The organism is Arthrobacter pascens (genome assembly GCF_030816475.1).
Lineage (GTDB): Bacteria > Actinomycetota > Actinomycetes > Actinomycetales > Micrococcaceae > Arthrobacter > Arthrobacter pascens_B.
The window spans coordinates 4,588,549-4,611,427 of the sequence record NZ_JAUSXF010000001.1 but is presented as its reverse complement, the minus strand read 5'-3'; the positions used below and the strand labels follow the sequence as shown (position 1 = coordinate 4,611,427).

Here is a 22,879-nt window from a genome sequence, read left to right as displayed (position 1 = left end):
GATCTCTGGTTGCTTTGCAAATCAGCGTTTCCGCGATTTCAAGCTTCACAAGTCGGCCCCGCCCGTATTTCGCACACTAATTTGCGTGCCATTTCAGGCTGTTGAAGAAGGGGGTCGGTCGCTATTTTTCCGCTTCAGCGGCGGCGACTCAGAAAACAATACACGGCCGGAACCACTACCGCAAATCCCCGGCCGAGCATGCCGGAAGCCCCCGGAATCCCCGAACTGGCGGGGATTCCAGAGGCTTCAAGCCCGCAGGAACGGTTCAATCAGCGCGAACCCTTCCCTGTGGAGTGGGTCACAGCAGGCGAACGTCAGGGACGCACCTGAAGTACGACCGTGAAGTCCGCTTCCCGCGGCTTCACACGGTACGGCTCCTGCACTCCTGGTCCGCATGCTGCGGTGCCCACGCCGCGAAGGGCGTGGTCCACGTATACGTAGCTGCGCCCATCAGGAACCAGGTCGGGCCGGTGCAGGGCGGCAGCCAGGACATTCTGGCTGTAAGGGCGCACCGTGAGTGCGAACGGTGCGCCGGCGATTACGAACGTGCCGGTCTCGAGCTCGAGGGATGCTGTGTGCACTCCGGACCGTGCACCTGACTCCTGGGGGCGAACGTAGTCGACGTCCATCTCCTCCATTGGCAGCTCGAACCAACCGGTCCTAGTGCCCTGGCCTGTATCGGCGTAGCTCTGGTGCGGGCCCTGACCGAACCAGCTCACGGACTTGGTTTGCGCAGCGAGTACGATTTCGAGCCCGATTCGGGCCCACTCCACGCCGTGGCCTGCATTGATCCATTCGCCATCGGGGCGGACGTGGGTCCGGAGGCTGACGGACTGCCCATCGCTGGACCACGAATAATCCACCAGCACACCGAACTGCTTGTCTGCTGCACCCATCCGGGTCCGGACCGTCAGCAGTTCTCCGCCGTCCGGGGATACCGAAGCGGAGATGCCGAGCAGGCGGGCATGGAGCCTGTTGAGCCCGGCTTCAGACCATTGGGTGGCCATCGGCCGCCTGTCGGGTCCGCTCCATTCGCCGCCAAGGTCGTTGTCGGTGGGCGGCCACCAGAGAACCAGGCGCAGGTCATCGATGGGGACGCCGCCGATTGATGTGGGAAGCCCGGAGACGCGGTCGAAGACCACCGGCCCCAGCCGCAGTTCCGCGGCCTCGACATCCACCGGCTCAAGTGCGGGCCGCGGCTCGGAGGCAGCGATACCGCGGACGGCCTGGCCCCACGCGATTTCATGCCCGGCGTCGGCCCAGTCAGCATCAGCAGAAAGGACAGCGCTGACTGTGAGGACTGCGGTGCCGCCGCCGCCCAGCCCGGCAAGGGTGCCGGGGAGGTCGACACGCACTTCGGCATGCGGAGCCAACGGCGCAACGTCCACCGTTCCGGCGTCGAGCGTTTCGCCGTCGGACTCCACCGTGTAACGGAAGCTGAATGACGAAGTGTCCGCAAAGTCAAAGCCGTTGCGCAGGGTAAAGCCGGACCAGTCCTCGGCCACAGCGACGGTAAGCGGCTCGATGACCTTCTTGAAGTCCAGGAGGCCGGGGCGGGGCTTGCGGTTCGCGTCCACGAGCCCGTCTGTCACGAAGTTGCCGTCGTGGATTTCCTCACCGAAGTCACCGCCGTACGCAAAGTGCTCCTGGCCATCGTCGTCCGTGGCGGTTATCCCGTGCTCCAGCCATTCCCACACAAAGCCGCCCATCAGACGGGGGTAGCGGTCGAACAGCTCCTGGTATTCAGACATGCCGCCAGGCCCGTTGCCCATGGCGTGGACGTACTCGCACAGCACGAACGGCATGGCTCGGCGGCGGGCATCCAGCGCCGGGTCTTCCAGGGCGTCCTCCATGCCCTGGCCGATCAGGTCGGTCTCGGCGTGGGAGGCGTACATCCGTGAGTAGACGTCAACATAGGCACAGCTCAAGTCGCCCTCATAGTGGATGGGCCGCGACGGATCCCGGTCCTTGGCCCAGCGTGACATTTCTGCAAGGTTGCGGCCCGTGCCTGCCTCGTTACCCAGCGACCACATGATGACGGCGGCATGGTTCTTGTCGCGTTCAACAGTGCGGCGCATCCTGTCCACCAGGGCGGCTTCCCACTGCGGGTCATCGCTGGGGTTCTCGTTCCAGCCCGCGCTGACAAAGCCATGCGTCTCCAGGTCGCATTCGAGCACGACGTAGAAGCCCAGCTGGTCCGCCAGCGCCAGGAACTCAGGGTGCGGGGGATAGTGGGAGGTCCTGATGGCGTTGATGTTGTGCTGCTTCATCAGCCGCAGTTCGGCCTCCACGACGTTCCGGGGCACCACCCGGCCGAGGCCTGGATGGTGCTCATGCCGGTTGACTCCGCGCAGCAGGATGCGCCGGCCGTTGACTTTGAACTGTGCGTCCTCGATGGTGATGCTCCGGAAGCCGATCTGCAGGGCCACGGTCTCACCGGGTGCGCTGACAGTCGCTTCGTAGAGCCGCGGCAGCTCCGCGGACCAGGGCGAAACCTGCGGGATGCGGTGCTCGCTGCCGGCCTCCAGTTCCAGCCCCAGTTCCGGAACGCGCACGACGGCGTCAATCGCCTCGCCTGCCCGGCTCGCCTCCACCCGCAGAATGCCTTCGCCCGTGCGGTGGTCGTAGTCCGCATGGACAAACACATCATCGATTCCGTGTTCCGGCCGGGCCTGCAGCGTGACGTCCCGGAAGATGCCGGGCAGCCACCACATGTCCTGGTCCTCGATGTAGCTGGCGGCGGAGAACTGCGCCACCCGCACAGCGAGGACGTTCCTGCCTTCGACCAGAACGCCGGTCACGTCGAACTCATGTGCCAGCCGGCTCCCGCGGGTATTCCCCAGCTCCTTGCCGTTGAGCCACACGGTGCCGGCGGATTCGATGCCGTCGAACCGGAGGAGCGCACTCGGGAAGAACTCAGGGCCGGCCTGGAATTCGACGAGATGGTCCCCGATAGGGTTCGCTTCGGGCGCATGTGGCGGCTCCACCGCGAATGGGAACTGGACGTTCGTGTACCACGGCGAACCATGCCCGTGCATGGGCCAGCTCGAGGGCACAGGGAGCGGGCCGAACCCCGCCGGGCTCACGCCCTGCTGCCAGCCGTCTTCGGGTGCCTGTCGGATACCCGCGCTCAGGCGGAACTGCCACTCTCCGTTGAGCGACTTCCTGGGGGCATCGGTGCTGAGGTAGGCGCGCGCAGGCAGCGTCCCCCTCGCCGGCGCCACCGAGGCCAGTTCCTGAACAGCTGCAGCGGCGAGCTCCAGGCTGCGTTCCTGGGAGCCAACTCCCTGCGGGACTGGAGCGGTGTCTGGCCTGTTCTCTGCCGGTGCGGAGGTTGATTGAACTGACATGGGTATTCCTTGCTGCAGTTTGAGGGGCCTTTGGGATGTGACTTCCGACGACGCTTCGTGAACGTTCACGTTAATATGAGATGGTATCCCCTTCGGGCGTGGTTTGAATAGGCCTCGTTAGGCGGATTCACGCAAAATCAGGTCATGACGGAGCTTTAGCTGTGCCTCCGGGCTGCCGTGGGCAAAGGCTCCGGAGAGCAGTCCTTCAAGAAGGTCGACGGCGGTTCTTCCCACCTCGCGGAGGTTCAGGGACAGGGTGGTCAGCTCCGGCGTGACAAGCTCCCCGAGGGGAATGCCGTCCATTCCGATCACAGCGCAGTCATCCGGCACTGTGCGGCCGCTTTTGGCCAGACCCTTCAGGGCGCCGGCAGCCATCAGATCGTTGAAGACCACCAGACCGTCCATTGCGGCGTGGCGGCTAACCAGATCCGCCACCGCCTCACCCGCAGCCTGGGCTGACTCGGCGGCATGCAATACCGTGAGTTCAATTCCCAGTTCTGCAGCCACCCCTGCCACGGCCGAGCCGCGGACCGTAAGTGCATCGTCTGTCCCCGAATCCAGGTAGGCGATGTGGCCGCAGCCCACGGCGAGCAGCCGGCCTAGGGCGAGCCTGGCCGCGTGCGAGTAGTCGAAGGAGATTCCGCCGGCCGTCTGTCCAGCCGGATCGTCCAGGACCACCACCGGACGCCTGCCCAGCATTGCCTGGGCCTTCCCCGAGTCGGAGCCCAGATATCCGATCACGGCGTCCACCTGGGGTGACAGCCGCGCGACCGCGTCCAACGAACTGCTTGTGCCGTGACCGAAATCATCCATCACGACGTTCCAGCCGCGCTGGGTAGCCATCTCCACCACACTTGACGCGAAGGCTGGAAAGTAGGGATTCGTGAGGTCGGGGATGGCCAGGCCAACGGATGTTCGCGCTCCCTGCACCAGGCCCTTGGCGAATCTGCTCGGCGAATAGCCCAGTTCCCGTGCCAACTCCTGGACGCGTTCGCGGGTGGCCTGCCGGATGCCTGGCATGTCGTTCATTGCCCGGGTCACAGTCTGCCGTGAAACGCCCGCAGCGGCCGCGACGTCGAGGATGGTGGCGCGCTTCGCGGGCGGGTTACCGGGGGAAGAGGAGGTCATAGACCGTAAGTCTAGAGCCGCGCGCCTCTGCAACGCTCTCTCAGTTCCTGGAGGAATCCGGGGGATGCTCTCTCAGTTCTTGCAGGAATCCGGGGGGTGCTCTCCCAGTTCGTGCGGGTAGGGTTCGACGGCGGCGCTTGGGTGGGGTGCCGGGTCGCGGGTTTCTGCGGGTAGTGGGTGAGGGTCGCCCAAAACCGTGCGGGTAGTGAGTGAGGGTCCATCAAAAGGGCTGCGGGTGGTGGGAGGGGGTTGTGTGTGGTGGTTAATGTGGGAGAGCCCCCCAACACGTGTGTGTTGGGGGGCTCTCGACCTAATGGTTGTCCGGCGGTGACCTACTCTCCCACACCCTCCCGGGTGCAGTACCATCGGCGCTGTGGGTCTTAGCTTCCGGGTTCGGAATGGGACCGGGCGTTTCCCCCACGCTATGACCGCCGTAACCCTTGTACCCGGACCCGTTGGCTGTGCCGCGGGGTGGGGAAATCTTGTGGTTACAACATTCGTGCCCGTGTTAAGGGGCAGTTGTGGTGTTGTTATGTAGTTGTGGTTTTGTTCCCTGCAACTAACCGGTTTGGTTTGTTGTTTGGGAACCACATAGTGGACGCAAGCAGTCTTGTTTCTTTTTACCAGCCCCTGGTTGCAAACGCTTTTGAAGTTCGTTTGCGGGGTGGTGTGTGGTGTAAGTTATCGGCCTATTAGTACCGGTCAGCTTCACGAGTCGTTAGTCCTCGCTTCCACATCCGGCCTATCAACCCAGTGGTCTGGCTGGGGGCCTCTCACACACGAGGTGTATGGAAATCTCATCTTGAAGCGAGCTTCCCGCTTAGATGCTTTCAGCGGTTATCCCATCCGAACGTAGCTAATCAGCGGTGCACTTGGCAGTACAACTGACACACCAGAGGTTCGTCCGTCCCGGTCCTCTCGTACTAAGGACAGCCCTTCTCAAATTTCCTGCGCGCGCAGCGGATAGGGACCGAACTGTCTCACGACGTTCTAAACCCAGCTCGCGTACCGCTTTAATGGGCGAACAGCCCAACCCTTGGGACCTACTCCAGCCCCAGGATGCGACGAGCCGACATCGAGGTGCCAAACCATGCCGTCGATATGGACTCTTGGGCAAGATCAGCCTGTTATCCCCGAGGTACCTTTTATCCGTTGAGCGACGGCCATTCCACAATGTACCGCCGGATCACTAGTCCCGACTTTCGTCCCTGCTCGAGATGTCTCTCTCACAGTCAAGCTCCCTTGTGCACTTACACTCGACACCTGATTGCCAACCAGGCTGAGGGAACCTTTGGGCGCCTCCGTTACTTTTTAGGAGGCAACCGCCCCAGTTAAACTACCCATCAGGCACTGTCCCTGACCCGGATTACGGGCCGAAGTTAGATGTCCAAAGTGACCAGAGTGGTATTTCAACGATGACTCCACCCGAACTGGCGTCCGGGCTTCAACGTCTCCCACCTATCCTACACAAGCCACTCCGAACACCAATACCAAACTATAGTAAAGGTCTCGGGGTCTTTCCGTCCTGCTGCGCGTAACGAGCATCTTTACTCGTACTGCAATTTCGCCGAGTTTATGGTTGAGACAGCGGGGAAGTCGTTACTCCATTCGTGCAGGTCGGAACTTACCCGACAAGGAATTTCGCTACCTTAGGATGGTTATAGTTACCACCGCCGTTTACTGGGGCTTAAATTCTCAGCTTCGCCTTGCGGCTAACCGGTCCTCTTAACCTTCCAGCACCGGGCAGGAGTCAGTCCGTATACATCGTCTTGCGACTTCGCACGGACCTGTGTTTTTAGTAAACAGTCGCTTCCCCCTGGTCTCTGCGGCCCCGATCCCCTCCGGACAGCGTGTGTCCATCAAGGTTGGGGCCCCCCTTCTCCCGAAGTTACGGGGGCATTTTGCCGAGTTCCTTAACCATAATTCTCTCGATCGCCTTAGTATTCTCTACCTGATCACCTGTGTCGGTTTGGGGTACGGGCGGCTAAAACCTCGCGTCGATGCTTTTCTCGGCAGCATAGGATCACCAAATCCCCCCGTGAGGGGGTCCCATCAGATCTCAGGCATCATGAACAGCGGATTTGCCTACCGTTCGCCCTACATCCTTAGACCGGGACAACCATCGCCCGGCTTGGCTACCTTCCTGCGTCACACCTGTTAATACGCTTACCTCCCAGGATCAGGTCCCGCGCTCCACCAAAACCCTCACACCACAAGGGTGATCGGGCAGGTCTCGGGCAGTTAGTATCCCCTGTTCAGCATGGACGGTTTTTCGCCGGTACGGGAATATCAACCCGTTGTCCATCGACTACGCCTGTCGGCCTCGCCTTAGGTCCCGACTTACCCAGGGCAGATTAGCTTGACCCTGGAACCCTTGATCATTCGGCGGACGGGTTTCTCACCCGTCTTTCGCTACTCATGCCTGCATTCTCACTCGTGTAGGCTCCACCGCTGGTTTACACCGCGACTTCACCGCCCACACGACGCTCCCCTACCCATCCAGACGCCTGAACCACAAGGGCTTAGCAAAAATCTGAATGCCACAACTTCGGCGGTGTACTTGAGCCCCGCTACATTGTCGGCGCGGAATCACTTGACCAGTGAGCTATTACGCACTCTTTTAAGGATGGCTGCTTCTAAGCCAACCTCCTGGTTGTCTTCGCAACTCCACATCCTTTCCCACTTAGCACACGCTTAGGGGCCTTAGTTGGTGGTCTGGGCTGTTTCCCTCTCGACTATGAAGCTTATCCCCCACAGTCTCACTGCTGCGCTCTCACTTACCGGCATTCGGAGTTTGGCTGACGTCAGTAACCTTGTAGGGCCCATTAGCCATCCAGTAGCTCTACCTCCGGTAAGAAACACGCAACGCTGCACCTAAATGCATTTCGGGGAGAACCAGCTATCACGAAGTTTGATTGGCCTTTCACCCCTACCCACAGCTCATCCCCTCCATTTTCAACTGAAGTGGGTTCGGTCCTCCACGACGTCTTACCGTCGCTTCAACCTGGCCATGGGTAGATCACTTCGCTTCGGGTCTAGATCACGCCACTGCAACGCCCTATTCAGACTCGCTTTCGCTACGGCTTCCCCACACGGGTTAACCTCGCGACGTAACACTAACTCGCAGGCTCATTCTTCAAAAGGCACGCCGTCACAGCTACTTGTGATTACTCACGGCTGCTCCGACGGATTGTAAGCACACGGTTTCAGGTACTGTTTCACTCCCCTCCCGGGGTACTTTTCACCTTTCCCTCACGGTACTGGTCCGCTATCGGTCATTAGGGAGTATTTAGGCTTATCAGGTGGTCCTGACAGATTCACACGGGATTTCTCGGGCCCCGTGCTACTTGGGATACTCTCACAGGCGGTACACAACATTTCGGTTACGGGGCTCACACCCTCTCTGGCCGGCCTTTCAAGACCGTTCACCTATGCCTGCACATCACACCCCACCGGTCCGGCAGAACCAGTATGGAAAGTCCCACAACCCCGACCATGCAACGCCCGCCGGCTATCACACATGGAACGGTTTAGCCTGATCCGCGTTCGCTCGCCACTACTAACGGAATCACTATTGTTTTCTCTTCCTGCGGGTACTGAGATGTTTCACTTCCCCGCGTTCCCTCCACGCACCCTATGTGTTCAGATGCGGGTCACCAGATCACTCGCGCGTCTGGCGGGGTTTCCCCATTCGGACACCCTGGGATCACAGTCCGGTTATCGACTCCCCCAGGCTTATCGCAGATTCCTACGTCCTTCTTCGGCTCCTAATGCCAAGGCATCCACCGTGTGCTCTTAAAAACTTGACCACAAAAGATCAAAAAACTAATTCACGAGAGAACCACGAAAACCACCCGGGAACCACCACCACAACCCAAAAGAGCCACAGCAACAGCACCCCGGACAGATCCAGGTTCATATTCTTGGAAATTGCTTCTTATAAAAGATGCTCGCGTCCACTATGTAGTTCTCAAACAACAACCCCAAACCACACACCCCACACACCACCCGCCCCAAAGGACAAGCAAACCGTGCGATCAGTGCAGCCAGGAAACCAGAAACAAACAAACCCGGAAAAACACACCACAACCCGTAAGCCATGACGCATCCCACCGGCCCTGTTGCCTCAGGACCCAACAGTGTGCCAAACACTAAACCACCCAAACCACACCCCGACGTTCCAGGACACCCGCACTCCCCAAAGGAAGAACAAAACATCCGTACTAGACAAGGCATAAACCAGGCAGCCGCTATTCGTTGATATTCCACCCTTGAGCACCCGCCGCAGAACTTGCGTCTGCGCAACGGGCATATACTCCTGACAAACCCCCACACCACATACATGGCATGAACAATCCGTAGGTGCTCCTTAGAAAGGAGGTGATCCAGCCGCACCTTCCGGTACGGCTACCTTGTTACGACTTAGTCCCAATCGCCAGTCCCACCTTCGACAGCTCCCTCCCACAAGGGGTTAGGCCACCGGCTTCGGGTGTTACCAACTTTCGTGACTTGACGGGCGGTGTGTACAAGGCCCGGGAACGTATTCACCGCAGCGTTGCTGATCTGCGATTACTAGCGACTCCGACTTCATGGGGTCGAGTTGCAGACCCCAATCCGAACTGAGACCGGCTTTTTGGGATTAGCTCCACCTCACAGTATCGCAACCCTTTGTACCGGCCATTGTAGCATGCGTGAAGCCCAAGACATAAGGGGCATGATGATTTGACGTCGTCCCCACCTTCCTCCGAGTTGACCCCGGCAGTCTCCTATGAGTCCCCGCCATAACGCGCTGGCAACATAGAACGAGGGTTGCGCTCGTTGCGGGACTTAACCCAACATCTCACGACACGAGCTGACGACAACCATGCACCACCTGTGAACCAGCCCCAAAGGGGAAACCACATCTCTGCAGCGGTCTGGTCCATGTCAAGCCTTGGTAAGGTTCTTCGCGTTGCATCGAATTAATCCGCATGCTCCGCCGCTTGTGCGGGCCCCCGTCAATTCCTTTGAGTTTTAGCCTTGCGGCCGTACTCCCCAGGCGGGGCACTTAATGCGTTAGCTACGGCGCGGAAAACGTGGAATGTCCCCCACACCTAGTGCCCAACGTTTACGGCATGGACTACCAGGGTATCTAATCCTGTTCGCTCCCCATGCTTTCGCTCCTCAGCGTCAGTTAATGCCCAGAGACCTGCCTTCGCCATCGGTGTTCCTCCTGATATCTGCGCATTTCACCGCTACACCAGGAATTCCAGTCTCCCCTACATCACTCTAGTCTGCCCGTACCCACCGCAGATCCGGAGTTGAGCCCCGGACTTTCACGGCAGACGCGACAAACCGCCTACGAGCTCTTTACGCCCAATAATTCCGGATAACGCTTGCGCCCTACGTATTACCGCGGCTGCTGGCACGTAGTTAGCCGGCGCTTCTTCTGCAGGTACCGTCACTTTCGCTTCTTCCCTACTGAAAGAGGTTTACAACCCGAAGGCCGTCATCCCTCACGCGGCGTCGCTGCATCAGGCTTGCGCCCATTGTGCAATATTCCCCACTGCTGCCTCCCGTAGGAGTCTGGGCCGTGTCTCAGTCCCAGTGTGGCCGGTCACCCTCTCAGGCCGGCTACCCGTCGTCGCCTTGGTAAGCCATTACCTCACCAACAAGCTGATAGGCCGCGAGTCCATCCAAAACCACAAAAAGCTTTCCACCCCCCACCATGCGATGAGGAGTCATATCCGGTATTAGACCCAGTTTCCCAGGCTTATCCCAGAGTTAAGGGCAGGTTACTCACGTGTTACTCACCCGTTCGCCACTAATCCCCCCACAAGTGAGGTTCATCGTTCGACTTGCATGTGTTAAGCACGCCGCCAGCGTTCATCCTGAGCCAGGATCAAACTCTCCGTTGAAGTAAAACAAAAACGAAAACAACATGGAAACCACGGGAAAACGCGGCAACCACACTGCAAAAATTTGAAACCAGCTGTAAAAACCAGACCCAACCACGAGGTGGCGGACCCGGCCAAAACAACCAATCAAAAAACAATTGGTATCAACAAACTTGGCACACTATTGAGTTCTCAAACAACAGACACATCCGACACCACCACAACCAAAAACCAGCCATGGATCGCTCCGGAGCAACTTTTCAAACTTACCCGGTTCGCCTTCACGATGCAAATCCGTGTCTCAGGATCGGCACCGGCAGGAGAGCCGGCCCCACCGAATCGAGGCGCTCTAATGAGCTACCAGAATTTGGTCTTTATTTTGGGGGTTTGGCCGCCCGGGGTAACCAGCTCTTCGCTGTCTCCCTCGCGGCGACTTAAAAAACAATACACCCACTCAACCCCCACCGCAAATCCGGCCTGAGAGGGGTCTGCAAGCCCGTGATTCCGCGTCAGGATCGCCCATCCAGGCACCCTGCCGGCCGTCCGCCGTCGTACTTCACCTCTGTGTGCTGGCTTACATCCAACCCGCGTGAGGGCACTTGCCGGACGGCAGCGATTAAAAGCAGAAGGGCCGGCAACCACATGGTTGCCGGCCCTTCTCAAGCAGCTGGAATCAGCAGTGCTGAATTACCAGGAAGACTTGGTGATGCCCGGGAGCTCACCGCGGTGCGCCATGTCGCGGAAGCGGACACGGGAGATACCGAACTTCTGGAAGGTACCGCGGGGACGGCCGTCGATGATGTCGCGGTTACGCAGACGGATCGGGGACGCGTTGCGGGGCAGCTTCTGCAGGCCGAGGCGTGCAGCTTCGCGTGCTTCGTCGGTAGCGTTGGCATCGACGAGGGTCTTCTTCAGTTCGAGGCGCTTTGCAGCGTAACGCTCAACGATGACCTTGCGCTGCTCGTTGCGAGCAATCTTGGACTTCTTAGCCATGGTTTAGCGCTCCTCTCGGAATTCGACGTGCTGGCGGATCTTGGGATCGTACTTCTTCAGGACCATGCGGTCCGGATCGTTACGACGGTTCTTGCGGGTTACGTAGGTGTAACCCGTGCCCGCAGTCGACTTGAGCTTGATGATCGGACGTACGTCTTTGTCCTTAGCCATTAGAGCTTCACTCCCCGAGCAAGGATGGAGGCGACGACTACGTCGATGCCGCGTACGTCGATGGTCTTGATGCCCTTTGCAGAGACCTGCAGGGTGACATTACGGCGCAGGGACGGAACCCAGTAGCGCTTCTTCTGGATGTTCGGGTCGAACCGGCGCTTGTTGCGGCGGTGCGAGTGCGAAATGCTGTGCCCAAAGCCCGGCTCGGCTCCGGTCACTTGGCAGTGTGCTGCCATGACTTCTCCTCAAAAATTGAAAGTAATGATCCGCATATCTGCTGCTGGATCATGCGTCCAAGTGCGACCCAAAGTGATCAGGGTGAACGGTTAGTCACGCAACTTGAGCCCCTAACTACCGGCTACCCTGGAGAAAATTACCGGGCCACCGGAGCAATTGCGCACGCTCCGCGCACTTAGCGCCTACCAAGTCTACGAGTTCGGGCAATTAAAGACCAATCCGGCGTCCACGGGTGAATAAGCGCCTGTATCATCGCAATCGACCTGTTCTGCAGAAGTCATAGCGAATGCACCTGTCGCTTCACAGCAGAATGAAAGCTTCACGGCAGATCTTTGAAGCATGAACTCACAGCTCATGCCGGCACCTCCGGCACATAGCCGCTCCGGCGGCCCGGAGGTTCGTACATATCCCGCAATCCCCGCCGGGCCCCACAACTTTGCGTCACAGCACCGCCGACGGCGACTCCGCTCTGATGCCCTGACGGTGACGGCCTGGAGTTCGGTGGCGGCTTCACTGGCGCTCTGGCTAGCCGACGGCGGCGCAAGGGGCATCGATTCCGCCGCGTCCGCGTTTACCGCAATGGGGATCGTCGCCGGCCTGGCGGGAATGGACCTGGTCCTGCTGATGCTGCTTCTGGCGGCCCGGATTCCGCTGATCGACCGCACCATCGGCCACGACCGGGCGCTGGAATTCCACGGGAAACTCGGCAAGCCGTCCCTCTACCTGCTGCTGGCCCACGGACTCCTGATAGCTGTGGGCTACGGAATGGCCGAGGGGTTGGATCCCGTCAGCGAATCGGTTGCCCTGTGGGTCCAGGTGCCTGATATGTGGCTCGCCTTCATTTCGATGGCCCTGTTCCTCGCTGTGGTCATCACTTCCCTGGTGGCCGTACGCCGGCGTTTTCCCTACGAGTTCTGGTACGGCGTGCACCTGCTGACGTATGCCGCAGTCGCCACCTCGATCCCGCATCAGTTCAGCGTGGGAGCGGTCTTCGCTGAAGGGACGTGGCAACGCTGGTACTGGATGGCCATCTGCGTTGCCACCGGGACGGCCCTGCTCTTTTTCCGCGTGCTACAGCCCGTCCTGGCCACCTACCGGCACCGGCTCACCGTCAGCCGGATTCAAACGGTGGCCCCAGGGGTTGTGAACATTGAGATGTCGGGACGTCAGCTCGACCGGCTTACCGGCACAGGGGGCAGGTTCTTCGTCTGGCGGTTCCTTGCCCCGGGATTATGGTGGCATCCGCATCCCTTCAGCCTGTCGGCGGAACCCCTTGCACACGGCCTTCAGGGTGAGGGCGGCCTGCGGATAACGGTGCGGAACCTGGGCCGTGGATCGGCACAGCTTGCCCGCCTGCGGCCCGGAACAAAGGTGGCTGTGGAAGGACCTTACGGGCTATTCGGCACGGCGGCCCGCACCCGGGACAAAGTGGTAATGATCGGAGCCGGAATCGGCATCACCCCGCTGCGTGCCCTGCTCGAAAGCACACCGTTTAGTCCTGGAAACGCCACCGTCCTGCTTCGGGGACACAGCGAACAGGAGCTGTACCTCAGCGTGGAAATCCTTGAAATCTGCCGGAACCGTGGCGCCAGGCTCTTCCACCTGACAGGTCCCAGGGTCGATGGGGACCCGCACACCTGGTTGCCTGAGGAGGCTGTCCGCAGGGGCCACACACTCGCAGCCTACGCACCGGACATCTCGGAGTCGGATGTTTATGTCTGCGGTCCGGCCGGTTGGGCCCGCAATGTCGTCGCCGACGCCCGTACCGCAGGCGTCCGGGCGGAACAGATCCATCACGAAAGGTTTGACTGGTGACCGTCCGGGGAGCAGTTTCAGCGGCGCTGGCATCGGCCGGCATCCTCCTGGCCGGCTGGCAGGCCGGCGCCCAAGTGGCCGAGGTCCAGGCTCCGGTAGCGGCCATGTCAGTTGGAGCCACCGGAGGGGCGGCCGCCGGTGACGGTACCTCGGGGACCGGAAGCACAGACTCCGGCTCTTCAGAGTCCTCGACGGCGGCCGGCGGCACATACACGGGCGCCAGTGTCCAGACCAGGTTCGGGAGCGTCCAGGTCCAGATCACTGTCAAAGCCGGCGCAATCACCGATGTGAAGGCGCTCCACCTCACCGACGACGACCGCAAATCCGTCCAGATCAGCAACCGGGCCGCTCCCCTGCTGCGGAGTGAAGCGCTGGCGGCCCAGTCCGCAAACGTCCAGACCATCAGCGGCGCCACAGTCACCAGCGATGCGTATCTCACCTCCCTCCAGGCAGCCATCGATGCCGCCCATCTCTGACAGCCTCAGGCCAGCTGCGGAGCGTCCTGCCTTGCAGGCCAGGACGTTCCGGTGCATGGGCACGGTCATCAGCCTGGCCTTTCCACGCGATCCGGCTCCGGGAGGGCACCTGGTCGACGACGAGTTCGCTGCCGCTACCGCCGTCGTCGAAAGCCTCTTCCAGGAACTGGACCACACGTTCAGCCTGTACCGGCCTGATTCGGAAGCGAACCGGCTGGCCCGCGGCGAGCTGTTGCTCCAGAACGCCTCCGCCGCCATGCGCACGCTGTATGCGGACGCGCTGGACTGGCGGCGCCGCACCGAAGGGGCATTCACTCCTAAAAGACCCGACGGCGTGGTGGACCTTTCCGGTCTGGTGAAGGGTCATGCCATCAGTGAGGCGGGGACGTCGCTGCTGGCGTTGGGACTGCATCACTGGTGTCTGAACGCCGGCGGCGACGTGTTAGTCAGCGGTTCTCCACTGCCGGGAAGTACGCAGCCTGGAAGTACGCCGCCAACTAGTAAGGCGTGGCAAGCCGGCATCGTTGACCCCGCAGACCGCCGCGCCCTGGTGGCCGGGTATGCCCTTGGTGCCGGAAGAAGGCATGCGGCGCTGGCCACCTCGGGATCCGCCGAACGCGGCCACCACATCTGGCGGCAGCGGGGCGCCGCTGAGGAGTTTGTCCAGGTGTCCGTAGCCGCCGCCGACGTGGTGACCGCCGACGTCCTGGCCACAGCGATTGTGGCCGGCGGCGCCCCAATGCTGGACCGGGCTGCGGATGGCTGGGACATATCCGTGCTGGCCGTGACGGCGGAAGGGGAGCTGCTGGCGACGCCGGGCTTCCGCAGCTAGGGGCGGGTCAGCTGGGCATACCTCGGGGCGAGGCCGTCCCCGGAGGACTTGCCGGTGACCCTGCGGACCACCCATGGGGCGGCGAAATCGCGGACCCAGCGGGCATTCGCGCGGATGGCTTCACTGCGGCTCAGCTCGGGAACCGGCGTCATGGGCGGCACCTCGATCGAGTGATCGTGTTCCAGGACGGTCAGCACGCGCTTGGCCATGTTGGCATGCCCGGCGGCCGACATGTGCATCCGGTCCTGGGCCCACATGCCCCAGTCGTAGTACTCGCTGAAGCGCCAGTAATCCACCAGCAGGGCATTGTGGTCGCCGGCGATGCCGCGGACCAGCTCGTTGTAGATAGCGGTGCGGCCTCGGGTGGTGCTGAAAATCTTGGAACCGCGGGAGTCAAAACCGGTGAACATGACCACTGTGGCGCCCGTGGCGGTCAGCTTCCGGATGCCGGCGTCGTACTCCACCAGGAGATCGTCGATGTCGATCTTCGGACGCAGAATGTCGTTGGCTCCTGCGTAAATTGTCACCAGGGTCGGCTTAAGTTCGACGGCGGCGTCCACCTGCTCAGCCATGATCCGGCGGAGTTTCCTTCCGCGGATGGCGAGGTTGGCGTAGCCGAAGCCCGGATCCGCCGCCCCCAGCTGCTCGGCAACACGGTCCGCCCAGCCGCGCACACCGTTGGGGCGCGCGGGGTCATCATCACCAACGCCCTCCGTGAAGGAATCGCCGAGGGCTACGTACCGGGCTGAAAAATCCATAGCGCCAGTGTGTCATCCGTTGCCGGGAGCAACCAAGTGCCGGGGCGGGCCGGGTCGGGAACAGGGTGCGTGACGGCTTCAGTTCTCGCGCAGGATCCAGTGGTCATCGTCCAGCCGGGCCACGATCTTCTCGCCGATCCGTGCCAGGTCCGAGACATCCCGCGCCGTCAGGGCATCGAGGAACTTCGTGCGGACCGCTTCCACGTGCCCTGGTGCGAGTGACACCAAAGTGGCCATGCCAGCGTCGGACAAGTGCGCAGTGGTGACGCGCGCATCACCGGGGTGCGGGCGCCGCTCCACCCAGCCGCGCTTCTCAAGCTTGGTGACCACGTGGGAGAGCCGGGACAACGAGGAGCTGGTGCGGGCTGCGAGTTCACTCATGGGCAGGAAGCGCCCCTCGGTTTCGGACAGCATCGCCATGACGTTGTAATCGAACAGGGACACCTTGCCCGCCGTGTGCAGCTGGGTATCCAGAGCCGCCGGAAGCATAGTGTTGATGCTCAGCAGGGCCAGCCAGGCACGGCGTTCATCGGCGTTGAGCCAGCGTGGTTCGGTCATACGTACATTCTAGGTTTGCTTAAGTGTTTGACCTTTCAAGTGACCCCGCGCCCTCCGGGTAGTCTGAACGGTATGTATGTTGTCTCGCTGAGCTACAGGGTGCCCGAGGACATTGTGGACTTCCATCTGGAGGCCCACGTCGACTGGCTGAAGGGTGCTTTTGACGACGGCGTTTTTGTTGCCGCAGGACGCAAAGTCCCCCGGACTGGCGGGCTGCTGCTGTCCCGGGCAGATCGGATGACACTGGACGCCAGCCTGGCCAAGGACCCCTTCTACGTGAACGGCGTCGCGGACTTCGAAGTCACCGAGTTCGCCGCCAACAGGGTTGCACCTGGCTTCGAAAACCTCCTGGACGCCTAGCACTCCCGGCCTTGGGCCCTGGCCTTTTCTGACACCTTTTTGAGGCCGCCCTTTCGCGGCACCTTCACCGGTTCCGGCCAGCGCGGGCTTAAAGCATCCCCCAGCGTGACGCCCCTGATCTTGCGGCCGAACAGGGGCAGGACCCAATCGTGAACCCACCGCCGCTGCCGCCTTTCCCACTCCCGCAGGCTGAGCCTGGCCGGCGGGTCCCATTCCTTCGGCAGGATTTTGTGCGGCACTCCGAGTTGATCCAGCACCTGCCCGGCAAGGTATTTGTGGCCTGCCTTGGACATATGCAGCCGGTCTGAATCCCACATTCGCCGGTCGTGGAAGGCATCCAGGCACCAATAGTCCACCAGCACAGCCCCGTACTTCGCCGCGATTTCGCGGACCCTGTGATTGTAGAAAGCGTTCCGTTTCCGCAGGGGCTCCAGGAGGGCCGAGACCTTGACGTCGAAACCCGTGAACAGAACCACAGTGGCCCCCGTCCCGGCCAGCCTCGCGACCAGTTCTTCGTAGTCCTCCATGAGCGCTGCCACGTCCGTGCCCAGGTCCAGGATGTCATTCCCGCCGGCGTAGAGGGTTACCAGTGCGGGCTCCATGGCCAGCGCGAGGTCAGCTTGCTCACTCATGATGTGCCTCAGCCGCTTGCTCCGGATGGCCAGGTTGGCATATTTCCAGCCCGGCTGGGCCTTGGCCAGCTTCTCCGCCACCCGGTCGGCCCAGCCGCGGACCCCGTTGGGCAGGCGTTCATCCCGGTCCCCCACGCCTTCGGTGAATGAATCCCCGAGTGCGACAAAGACACGGCGCCCACTCGAAGGAAGCAAAGAATCAGCGCACACCCGGCCAACCTAAGCCCCGAAGTAAACGCGAAGGTGAACGGAAGGCAACAGGACCGGAGGGGTGATTTGGGTCAAACGTCACATTTTTGCGACAGAAGGTCACGATCAGGTAACGTAGCGGCTGGCCCCAATGCAGGGCCCCGGACAGCCCGAACGCCGGGCACCGATGCGCCCCAGCGGCGCCTGCTTGCTCGGACCCGCCAAGGGGCCGAAAGATGCTCTCCGCAGTCGTCATCGCCTCAGTTGCGGCAGTCGTTTGCCCAAGTCCTAAGCCCGGAGGGGTATTTTGTTCAAAAAAATAGCAATCGTAATCACCATGGCAGGAGCTATGTCCCTGACGGCATGCGACGTCGCAGCCACGACACATGCGGCCTCTGCCCCAAGCCAGGCTGGCCATAAGTCATCACCATCCAGTGCAGCCCCGGCTCCCGCACCCGTTACGTCCTCCGCCGCGGCAACCCCGGAGCCGGCGGCTTCAAGCAGCGACCAGACTGCCGCTCCAGCCGCGACAGACCCGTCAACGGCCATCGCTCCGGCCCCGGCAGCACCCGCTGCCCCCGCGGTGCAGCCCGTCGCCAAGCAGGCCGCACCCACGACGGGTGACGGTTCGCAGGCAGCTACCAACTTCGGTTGGGGCCCTGTCGTGGCCGGAGATGAATTCTCCAACACCGGAGCACCGGATTCCACAAAATGGAGTGTTTATAACAGTGCGGGGCATGCAGGCAAAGGCATCCGCAGCCCCCAGGCATGGTCGGTCGCCAACGGCGTAGCAACCGTAAGCGGCGACTCCGCAGGCACTACGGGCGGCATGTCAGCAAAGTTCTCGCAGCAAAGGTACGGCCGCTGGGAGACCCGCATGAAAACCAATGCACGGGACCCGCAGTACCACCCCGTCCTGATCCTCAGCAACAGCTCTGCCCCGAACTGTCCCGAGATCGACTATGCGGAGAGCACCAAGGACACCACCCTAATGAAGTTCTTCCTGCACTACGCCTGTGGTGGAGAGGATTTCCAGACCACGACGGCGACTCCCCTCGACACCACCCAGTGGCACAACTACGCAGTTGAGTGGACTCCGGCTGCCATCAACGGATACATCGACGGCGTAAAGACCTTCACCGACACGAACCCTGCGCACCAGCCCGCGGTCGCCATGAAACAGACAGTACAGCTGGATTGGTTCCCGGACGGCTCGGCTACCAAACCCTCGCAGATGCAGGTCGACTGGGTCCGCGTATACAAGTAAGACAGCCCGGAAAGTCCTCCACGCGCCTGGCGTGTTTTGACGGTCGTTGCAACACCCTGTCCTGGGAGTTGCAACGACCGTCGTTCGTTCCCCTGACGATCCGTCAGCCAGGCCCCTAAACCTCGGCTTTGCCCCGCCGCCAGTACCCCATGAAAGCAACCTGCTTGCGGTCGATCCCCACGTCCCGTACCAGGTACCGCCGCATGTCCTTGATAACCCCTGCTTCCCCTGCAATCCAGGCATAAAAGGGCATGCCGCCGGCGGGCACATCGGGATTCTTGGTGGCGCCGATCGCCTCGGTGTCCATCCGCGAGGGCGTCTCCCAGAGGATGTCCACATCCACGTTGACGTCCTCGGGCTCGGGGCCGGCGCCGCCGTCGGCCGCTTTGATCGCCACCCAGCCCGGAACCGGGACGGCTAGCCGGACCGTTCCCTGAAGCAGCTCGCCGTGCGGGCGTGAGCGGCCGATGGCGGCATCCCGGGCGAGCCAAGTGATGTTGACGTCGGCGGCGGTCTTGAGATCCAGGAAGTCTCCTGCCTCCGGAACTTCCAGGTAGGCCTGGCCCGTCATGTAGGACGGAAGGCTTTCGAGGATGGCGGAGATCGCCGGCACGGCCGTTTCGTCGCCGGCGAGAAGGACGCGCTGGGCCATCCCGGGACGCCATTCGATGCCGGAGTAAATCTCAGCGGTGACGCAGTGAGCCGCGTGGTTATTGGGGCCGATGATCGTGATGGCATCGCCCGGCCTGGCGTTAAGGGCCCAGTTCGCGGCCGGGCCGCCGTTACCGTCGGAGTCGAAGTGCATCACGAAGTCGACGTCGATCTCCGGGTAGACCGAATCCAGGCGTGAATCGCGCACCGTGTAGGTGCGCATGGAGCCCCTGACCGCCGGATCCATGGCCAGCCATTCCCGGTACCAGCCCGCCTGGTCCATGAAACTAGGCAGCGGCAGCTGGCTGCCATCCGATGCCAGGGACGGAATCATGAGCTTGATCCGCAGATCCAGGGTGTCACCGTGCACGCCGAAGTCCCGCAGGGAATAGCCGCCGAATGTGATCCGGCGGAAGTTGGGGCTGAGTAACTGCACTGAGGAAACGATGACTTCGAACGCCAGGGTCATGGGCTCAGTTGATGCGATCTCACGGCTTTTCATGAAACAAACTCCAGTTCGTCGGCGGGGGCGTTGACGGGTGCGGTGGCGTTGACGGTGGCGGGTATGGTGCCGGTGGCATCGGCGTGGTGGCGCCCGACCGGGATGATCAGGGGTGTCCCCGAAACCGGATCCGGAATAATGCGGGAGTCCAGTCCAAACACGTCCCGGACCAACTCCACGGTGACAACCTCCCCCGGGGCTCCCAGCGCCACGACGCAGCCGGCCTTCATGGCGATGACGTGATCCGCGTAGCGGGCCGCGAGGTTCAGGTCGTGCAGGACGATGGCCACGGTAGTGCCCCGTTTGCGGTTGAGGTCCGTGACCAGGTCCAGCACTTCCACCTGGTGGGCAAGGTCCAGGTACGTGGTGGGCTCATCCAGCAGCAGGACGTCCGTTTCCTGGGCCAGCGCCATGGCAATCCAGACGCGCTGGCGTTGTCCGCCGGACAGCTCATCCACGTTCCGCCCGGCGAGGTCCAGCGTTGCGGTAGCTTCGAGCGCCCGCTGCACTGCGCGCTCATTCTGGGACACGTCCCTCGCGCCCCAGCTGCGGAAGAAGCCCTGGTGCGGGTAACGGCCGCGGCCCACCAGGTCCCGGACGGTGATGCCGTCCGGGGCGGCGGGGTGCTGTGGGAGGAGCCCCAGCGTGCGGGCCAGTTCACGGGCCGGACGGGAGTGGATGTCCTTGCCGTCGAGCGTCACCGCTCCCCCCGCGGGTTTGAGGAGTCTGGACAGGCCACGGAGAAGGGTCGATCTTCCGCACGCGTTGCCGCCCACGATCATCGTGACCTTTCCCTCAGGGATCTCGATGCTGAGCCCGTCCACCACGCACCGCTGGTCGTATTTCAGCGTGAGGTCCCGGGCGTTGAGAACTGCCATCTCAGGCATCCTTTCGGTTTGACGTGACGAGGAGCCACAGCAGGAAGGGGGCACCGAGGGCGCCGGTGACCACGCCGACTGGCAGCACAGTGCCGTCCAGCAGCAAGGGAGCGACGTTGGCGGCGGCGTAGTCTGCCGCCAGGACAATGAGGGCACCCACCATCGCCGAGGCCGGGAGGCTGGCCTTGCGGGTGAAGCGCCTTGCGATGGGGCCGGCAAGGAACGCGACGAACGAGACAGGGCCTGCTGCCGCCGTCGCCACTGCAGCGAGGGCGACGGCGGTGACCACCACTGCCACGCGGGTTAACCCGACGCGGATGCCCAAGCCGGCGGCAGTGTCATCGCCGAGTTCCAGGACCCGGAGCGGCCCGGCGAGGGCAACGACGACTGGAACGAGGATCAGGAGGGACAGCGACAGGACGCCGGCGCGCTCCCAGTTGGCTGAGTTGAGGGAGCCGTTGAGCCAGACCAGGGCATCCGCGGCGGTCCGGATGTCCGCGCGGGTCATCAGGACGCTGACCACTGCATGCAGGGCGGCGGCGATGCCCACGCCGGCCAGAATGAGGCGGTTGCCCGCGGCGTTCCCGCCGCCCCCGCCGCCCCCGCCGAGCGAACTGCCGCCTAGCGGACCGCCGCGGGAGATGGCGTAGATGAGGGCGGCAACGCCGAGCGCCCCGGCCAGGGCAGCACCGGAGACAGCAGCCCCTGACGCCCCGAAGATGACGATGGCCGTGACAGCAGCGGCACTGGCGCCGGAACTGATGCCGATCACGTCGGGGCTGGCCAGCGGATTGCGGAGCATGGTCTGGAAGAGGCCGCCGGACAGGCCGAAAGCCGCCCCGATCATGGTGCCGATGACCGCCCTGGGCAGCTTGTTCTCCATCACGATGAAACTGGCTCCGGGGATCCTTTCGCCGCCGGTGAGGTGGGCCGTCACGATCCTGAAGAAGTCCGGAATGGTCACGGTGTAGCTGCCCAGAAGGACTGAAGCCGCGAAAAGTGCAAGGAGTGCCGCAGCGAGAAGTGCCGCGCGAACATGCAGATAATGCCCTGTTTTTACGCTTTTGAGGGGAATATCTGCACGTTCGCGCTCGGTGGTGGTCACAGTCCGGCCCCCTTGCCGCGGCGGATTAGCCAGACGAACACGGGCGCGCCCACCAATGCGGTCATGATGCCGGCCGGGACCTCGCCGGGGAGCAGCACCACCCGGCCGATGATGTCCGCGGCAAGCAGCAACGCCGGCGCCAGGACCAGCGAGAATGGCAGGATCCAGCGGTAATCGGGGCCCGTGAGGGAACGCACGGCATGCGGAATGACCAGGCCGACGAAGCCGATGGGCCCTGCCAGCGCTGTCGCTGATCCGCACAGCAGCACAACGCCCAGCGCTGTCACGCCCCTGGCCAGCCCCACCCGCTGCCCCAGCCCGCGGGCGATGTCATCGCCCAGGGCCAGTCCGTTCAGGATCCGTCCGGTGGACAGCACAATGACGGCACCTGCGGCCAGGAACGGCAGGCCAGGCAGCACCACTGACCAGTCCCGGCCGGAAATCCCGCCCGCCTGCCAGAAACGGAAGCGGTCAAGGGTGTCCTGGCTGGAGACCAGGATGACGTTCATGAGCGAGTAGAGCCCGGCACTGAGAGCAGCCCCTGCCAAGGCGAGCTTGACCGGCGTCGCGCCTTCCCTGCCGAGGGAGGCAACGAGGTAAACCACGACGGCGGCTGCAGCCGCGCCGATGAACGCGAACCAGATGTAGCCGGTAAGGGAGGACACGCCGAACACGTAGATCCCGGTGACCACGGCCAGCGCGGCCCCTGCATTGACGCCCAGAATGCCCGGATCGGCCAGCAGGTTGCGGGCCACCCCTTGCATCGCCGCGCCGGCGAGGCCCAGCGCACCGCCGGCAAGCAGGCCAAGCACGGTCCGTGGAATGCGCGCCTGGACTACGGCGTGGTCACCGTTCGTCGGATCGAACTGGGTGAGCGCCTGCCATACGGTGCCAAGGGAAAGGCCCCTGGCACCCACCGCCAGTGATGCCACGGTCAGCAGGGCGAGTACGACGACGGCCGCCAGCAGCCAGGCGGCCTGCCGGGTACCGGTTCTCCCGGCCCTCCCCGCAGTCTTCCCGGCCTTCCCGGCCTTACCCCCGGCGTTGACCTTCCCCCCGGCGCGAGCGGGCGTCGTCGTCGTACTTTCCGTCATGGGACGG

Annotated in this window: 17 protein-coding genes and 3 rRNA genes; 5 read left to right on the top strand and 15 right to left on the bottom strand. The window is 62.4% G+C overall.

The features are described from left to right. Positions 1 to 314: 314 nt before the first annotated feature. The 8 genes from QFZ40_RS21235 to rpmB all read right to left on the bottom strand — a co-directional run bounded on the left by QFZ40_RS21235 (position 315) and on the right by rpmB (position 11,754). On the bottom strand, positions 315 to 3,350 hold the full coding sequence (locus QFZ40_RS21235; protein WP_306906770.1) for a glycoside hydrolase family 2 TIM barrel-domain containing protein: 3,036 nt from the start codon (positions 3,348 to 3,350) through the stop codon (positions 315 to 317). A 117-nt stretch (positions 3,351 to 3,467) separates the two neighbouring features. Beyond that, positions 3,468 to 4,478: a LacI family DNA-binding transcriptional regulator gene (locus QFZ40_RS21230; RefSeq protein ID WP_306906769.1), complete on the bottom strand. Its 1,011-nt coding sequence runs from the start codon at positions 4,476 to 4,478 to the stop codon at positions 3,468 to 3,470. A 319-nt stretch (positions 4,479 to 4,797) separates the two neighbouring features. Beyond that, positions 4,798 to 4,914: ribosomal RNA gene (gene rrf, locus QFZ40_RS21225) — 5S ribosomal RNA — on the bottom strand. Positions 4,915 to 5,149: 235 nt separating this feature from the next. Further along, positions 5,150 to 8,287: ribosomal RNA gene (locus QFZ40_RS21220) — 23S ribosomal RNA — on the bottom strand. Between the two features lie 564 nt (positions 8,288 to 8,851). Then, a 16S ribosomal RNA gene (locus QFZ40_RS21215) occupies positions 8,852 to 10,375 on the bottom strand. Together the 16S, 23S and 5S rRNA genes form the textbook arrangement of a ribosomal RNA operon. 666 nt (positions 10,376 to 11,041) lie before the next feature. Then, positions 11,042 to 11,347 carry a 30S ribosomal protein S14 gene (gene rpsN / locus QFZ40_RS21210; RefSeq protein WP_050687445.1) on the bottom strand — a complete coding sequence of 102 codons (306 nt, stop codon included), beginning with the start codon at positions 11,345 to 11,347 and terminating at the stop codon, positions 11,042 to 11,044. A 3-nt stretch (positions 11,348 to 11,350) separates the two neighbouring features. Next, positions 11,351 to 11,518, bottom strand: coding sequence for a 50S ribosomal protein L33 (gene rpmG, locus QFZ40_RS21205; RefSeq protein ID WP_013602737.1), 168 nt, complete (start codon positions 11,516 to 11,518; stop codon positions 11,351 to 11,353). Beyond that, entirely contained in the window at positions 11,518 to 11,754 is a 237-nt protein-coding gene (rpmB, locus tag QFZ40_RS21200) for a 50S ribosomal protein L28 (protein WP_104043693.1), read from the bottom strand. The genes rpmG and rpmB overlap by 1 nt, the downstream gene beginning before the upstream one ends. Before the next feature lie 340 nt (positions 11,755 to 12,094). Here rpmB and QFZ40_RS21195 point away from each other — a divergent pair, with 340 nt between their 5' ends. Genes QFZ40_RS21195 through QFZ40_RS21185 form a run of 3 tightly spaced genes read left to right on the top strand, consistent with a single transcriptional unit; the run spans position 12,095 to position 14,878 of the window. Beyond that, the gene (locus QFZ40_RS21195; RefSeq protein WP_306906768.1) at positions 12,095 to 13,570 is read left to right on the top strand and encodes a ferredoxin reductase family protein; all 1,476 of its coding nucleotides are present in this window, start codon (positions 12,095 to 12,097) and stop codon (positions 13,568 to 13,570) included. Beyond that, on the top strand, positions 13,567 to 14,046 hold the full coding sequence (locus QFZ40_RS21190) for an FMN-binding protein (RefSeq protein ID WP_306906767.1): 480 nt from the start codon (positions 13,567 to 13,569) through the stop codon (positions 14,044 to 14,046). Before QFZ40_RS21195 ends, QFZ40_RS21190 begins: the two co-directional genes overlap by 4 nt. Positions 14,047 to 14,101: 55 nt before the next feature. After that, positions 14,102 to 14,878 carry an FAD:protein FMN transferase gene (locus tag QFZ40_RS21185; protein ID WP_306906766.1) on the top strand — a complete coding sequence of 259 codons (777 nt, stop codon included), beginning with the start codon at positions 14,102 to 14,104 and terminating at the stop codon, positions 14,876 to 14,878. Here QFZ40_RS21185 and QFZ40_RS21180 read toward each other — a convergent pair. Both QFZ40_RS21180 and QFZ40_RS21175 read right to left on the bottom strand, forming a co-directional pair. After that, positions 14,875 to 15,636, bottom strand: coding sequence for an SGNH/GDSL hydrolase family protein (locus QFZ40_RS21180; RefSeq protein ID WP_306906765.1), 762 nt, complete (start codon positions 15,634 to 15,636; stop codon positions 14,875 to 14,877). The genes QFZ40_RS21185 and QFZ40_RS21180 overlap by 4 nt on opposite strands. Before the next feature lie 78 nt (positions 15,637 to 15,714). Beyond that, on the bottom strand, positions 15,715 to 16,194 hold the full coding sequence (locus QFZ40_RS21175; RefSeq protein ID WP_306906764.1) for a MarR family winged helix-turn-helix transcriptional regulator: 480 nt from the start codon (positions 16,192 to 16,194) through the stop codon (positions 15,715 to 15,717). A 72-nt stretch (positions 16,195 to 16,266) separates the two neighbouring features. Between QFZ40_RS21175 and QFZ40_RS21170 the strand changes: the two genes are divergently transcribed. Further along, a complete protein-coding gene (locus QFZ40_RS21170) occupies positions 16,267 to 16,554 on the top strand; it encodes a YciI family protein (protein WP_306906763.1) in 288 nt (95 codons plus the stop codon). Here the strand turns inward: QFZ40_RS21170 and QFZ40_RS21165 are convergent. Further along, positions 16,551 to 17,381: an SGNH/GDSL hydrolase family protein gene (locus tag QFZ40_RS21165; RefSeq protein ID WP_373427456.1), complete on the bottom strand. Its 831-nt coding sequence runs from the start codon at positions 17,379 to 17,381 to the stop codon at positions 16,551 to 16,553. The two genes, QFZ40_RS21170 and QFZ40_RS21165, sit on opposite strands and share 4 nt — an antisense overlap. A gap of 343 nt (positions 17,382 to 17,724) precedes the next feature. Between QFZ40_RS21165 and QFZ40_RS21160 the strand changes: the two genes are divergently transcribed. Beyond that, the gene (locus QFZ40_RS21160) at positions 17,725 to 18,642 is read left to right on the top strand and encodes a glycoside hydrolase family 16 protein (RefSeq protein ID WP_306906761.1); all 918 of its coding nucleotides are present in this window, start codon (positions 17,725 to 17,727) and stop codon (positions 18,640 to 18,642) included. 115 nt (positions 18,643 to 18,757) lie between these two features. Here QFZ40_RS21160 and QFZ40_RS21155 read toward each other — a convergent pair whose 3' ends face one another. Genes QFZ40_RS21155 through QFZ40_RS21140 form a run of 4 tightly spaced genes read right to left on the bottom strand, consistent with a single transcriptional unit; the run spans position 18,758 to position 22,872 of the window. After that, a complete protein-coding gene (locus QFZ40_RS21155) occupies positions 18,758 to 19,795 on the bottom strand; it encodes a siderophore-interacting protein (protein WP_306906760.1) in 1,038 nt (345 codons plus the stop codon). Further along, positions 19,792 to 20,673 (bottom strand): ABC transporter ATP-binding protein, encoded by an 882-nt coding sequence (locus QFZ40_RS21150; protein WP_306906759.1) that lies wholly within the window; start codon positions 20,671 to 20,673, stop codon positions 19,792 to 19,794. The genes QFZ40_RS21155 and QFZ40_RS21150 overlap by 4 nt, the downstream gene beginning before the upstream one ends. Position 20,674: 1 nt before the next feature. Next, positions 20,675 to 21,748, bottom strand: a complete 1,074-nt coding sequence (locus tag QFZ40_RS21145; protein ID WP_373427489.1) for a FecCD family ABC transporter permease — start codon at positions 21,746 to 21,748, stop codon at positions 20,675 to 20,677. Between the two features lie 26 nt (positions 21,749 to 21,774). Next, on the bottom strand, positions 21,775 to 22,872 hold the full coding sequence (locus QFZ40_RS21140; protein ID WP_306906758.1) for a FecCD family ABC transporter permease: 1,098 nt from the start codon (positions 22,870 to 22,872) through the stop codon (positions 21,775 to 21,777). Positions 22,873 to 22,879 lie beyond the last annotated feature (7 nt).

Bases quoted from the DNA above. Each gene is read 5' to 3' on its own strand.
- QFZ40_RS21175 (WP_306906764.1), bottom strand. From the start codon at position 16,194: ATGACCGAACCACGCTGGCTCAACGCCGATGAACGCCGTGCCTGGCTG.
- QFZ40_RS21185 (WP_306906766.1), top strand. From the start codon at position 14,102: ATGGGCACGGTCATCAGCCTGGCCTTTCCACGCGATCCGGCTCCGGGA.
- QFZ40_RS21235 (WP_306906770.1), bottom strand. From the start codon at position 3,350: ATGTCAGTTCAATCAACCTCCGCACCGGCAGAGAACAGGCCAGACACC.
- QFZ40_RS21230 (WP_306906769.1), bottom strand. From the start codon at position 4,478: ATGACCTCCTCTTCCCCCGGTAACCCGCCCGCGAAGCGCGCCACCATC.
- QFZ40_RS21180 (WP_306906765.1), bottom strand. From the start codon at position 15,636: ATGGATTTTTCAGCCCGGTACGTAGCCCTCGGCGATTCCTTCACGGAG.
- rpmB (WP_104043693.1), bottom strand. From the start codon at position 11,754: ATGGCAGCACACTGCCAAGTGACCGGAGCCGAGCCGGGCTTTGGGCAC.
- QFZ40_RS21195 (WP_306906768.1), top strand. From the start codon at position 12,095: ATGAACTCACAGCTCATGCCGGCACCTCCGGCACATAGCCGCTCCGGC.
- rpmG (WP_013602737.1), bottom strand. From the start codon at position 11,518: ATGGCTAAGGACAAAGACGTACGTCCGATCATCAAGCTCAAGTCGACT.
- rpsN (WP_050687445.1), bottom strand. From the start codon at position 11,347: ATGGCTAAGAAGTCCAAGATTGCTCGCAACGAGCAGCGCAAGGTCATC.
- QFZ40_RS21155 (WP_306906760.1), bottom strand. From the start codon at position 19,795: ATGAAAAGCCGTGAGATCGCATCAACTGAGCCCATGACCCTGGCGTTC.
- QFZ40_RS21150 (WP_306906759.1), bottom strand. From the start codon at position 20,673: ATGGCAGTTCTCAACGCCCGGGACCTCACGCTGAAATACGACCAGCGG.
- QFZ40_RS21160 (WP_306906761.1), top strand. From the start codon at position 17,725: ATGTCCCTGACGGCATGCGACGTCGCAGCCACGACACATGCGGCCTCT.
- QFZ40_RS21140 (WP_306906758.1), bottom strand. From the start codon at position 22,872: ATGACGGAAAGTACGACGACGACGCCCGCTCGCGCCGGGGGGAAGGTC.
- QFZ40_RS21170 (WP_306906763.1), top strand. From the start codon at position 16,267: ATGTATGTTGTCTCGCTGAGCTACAGGGTGCCCGAGGACATTGTGGAC.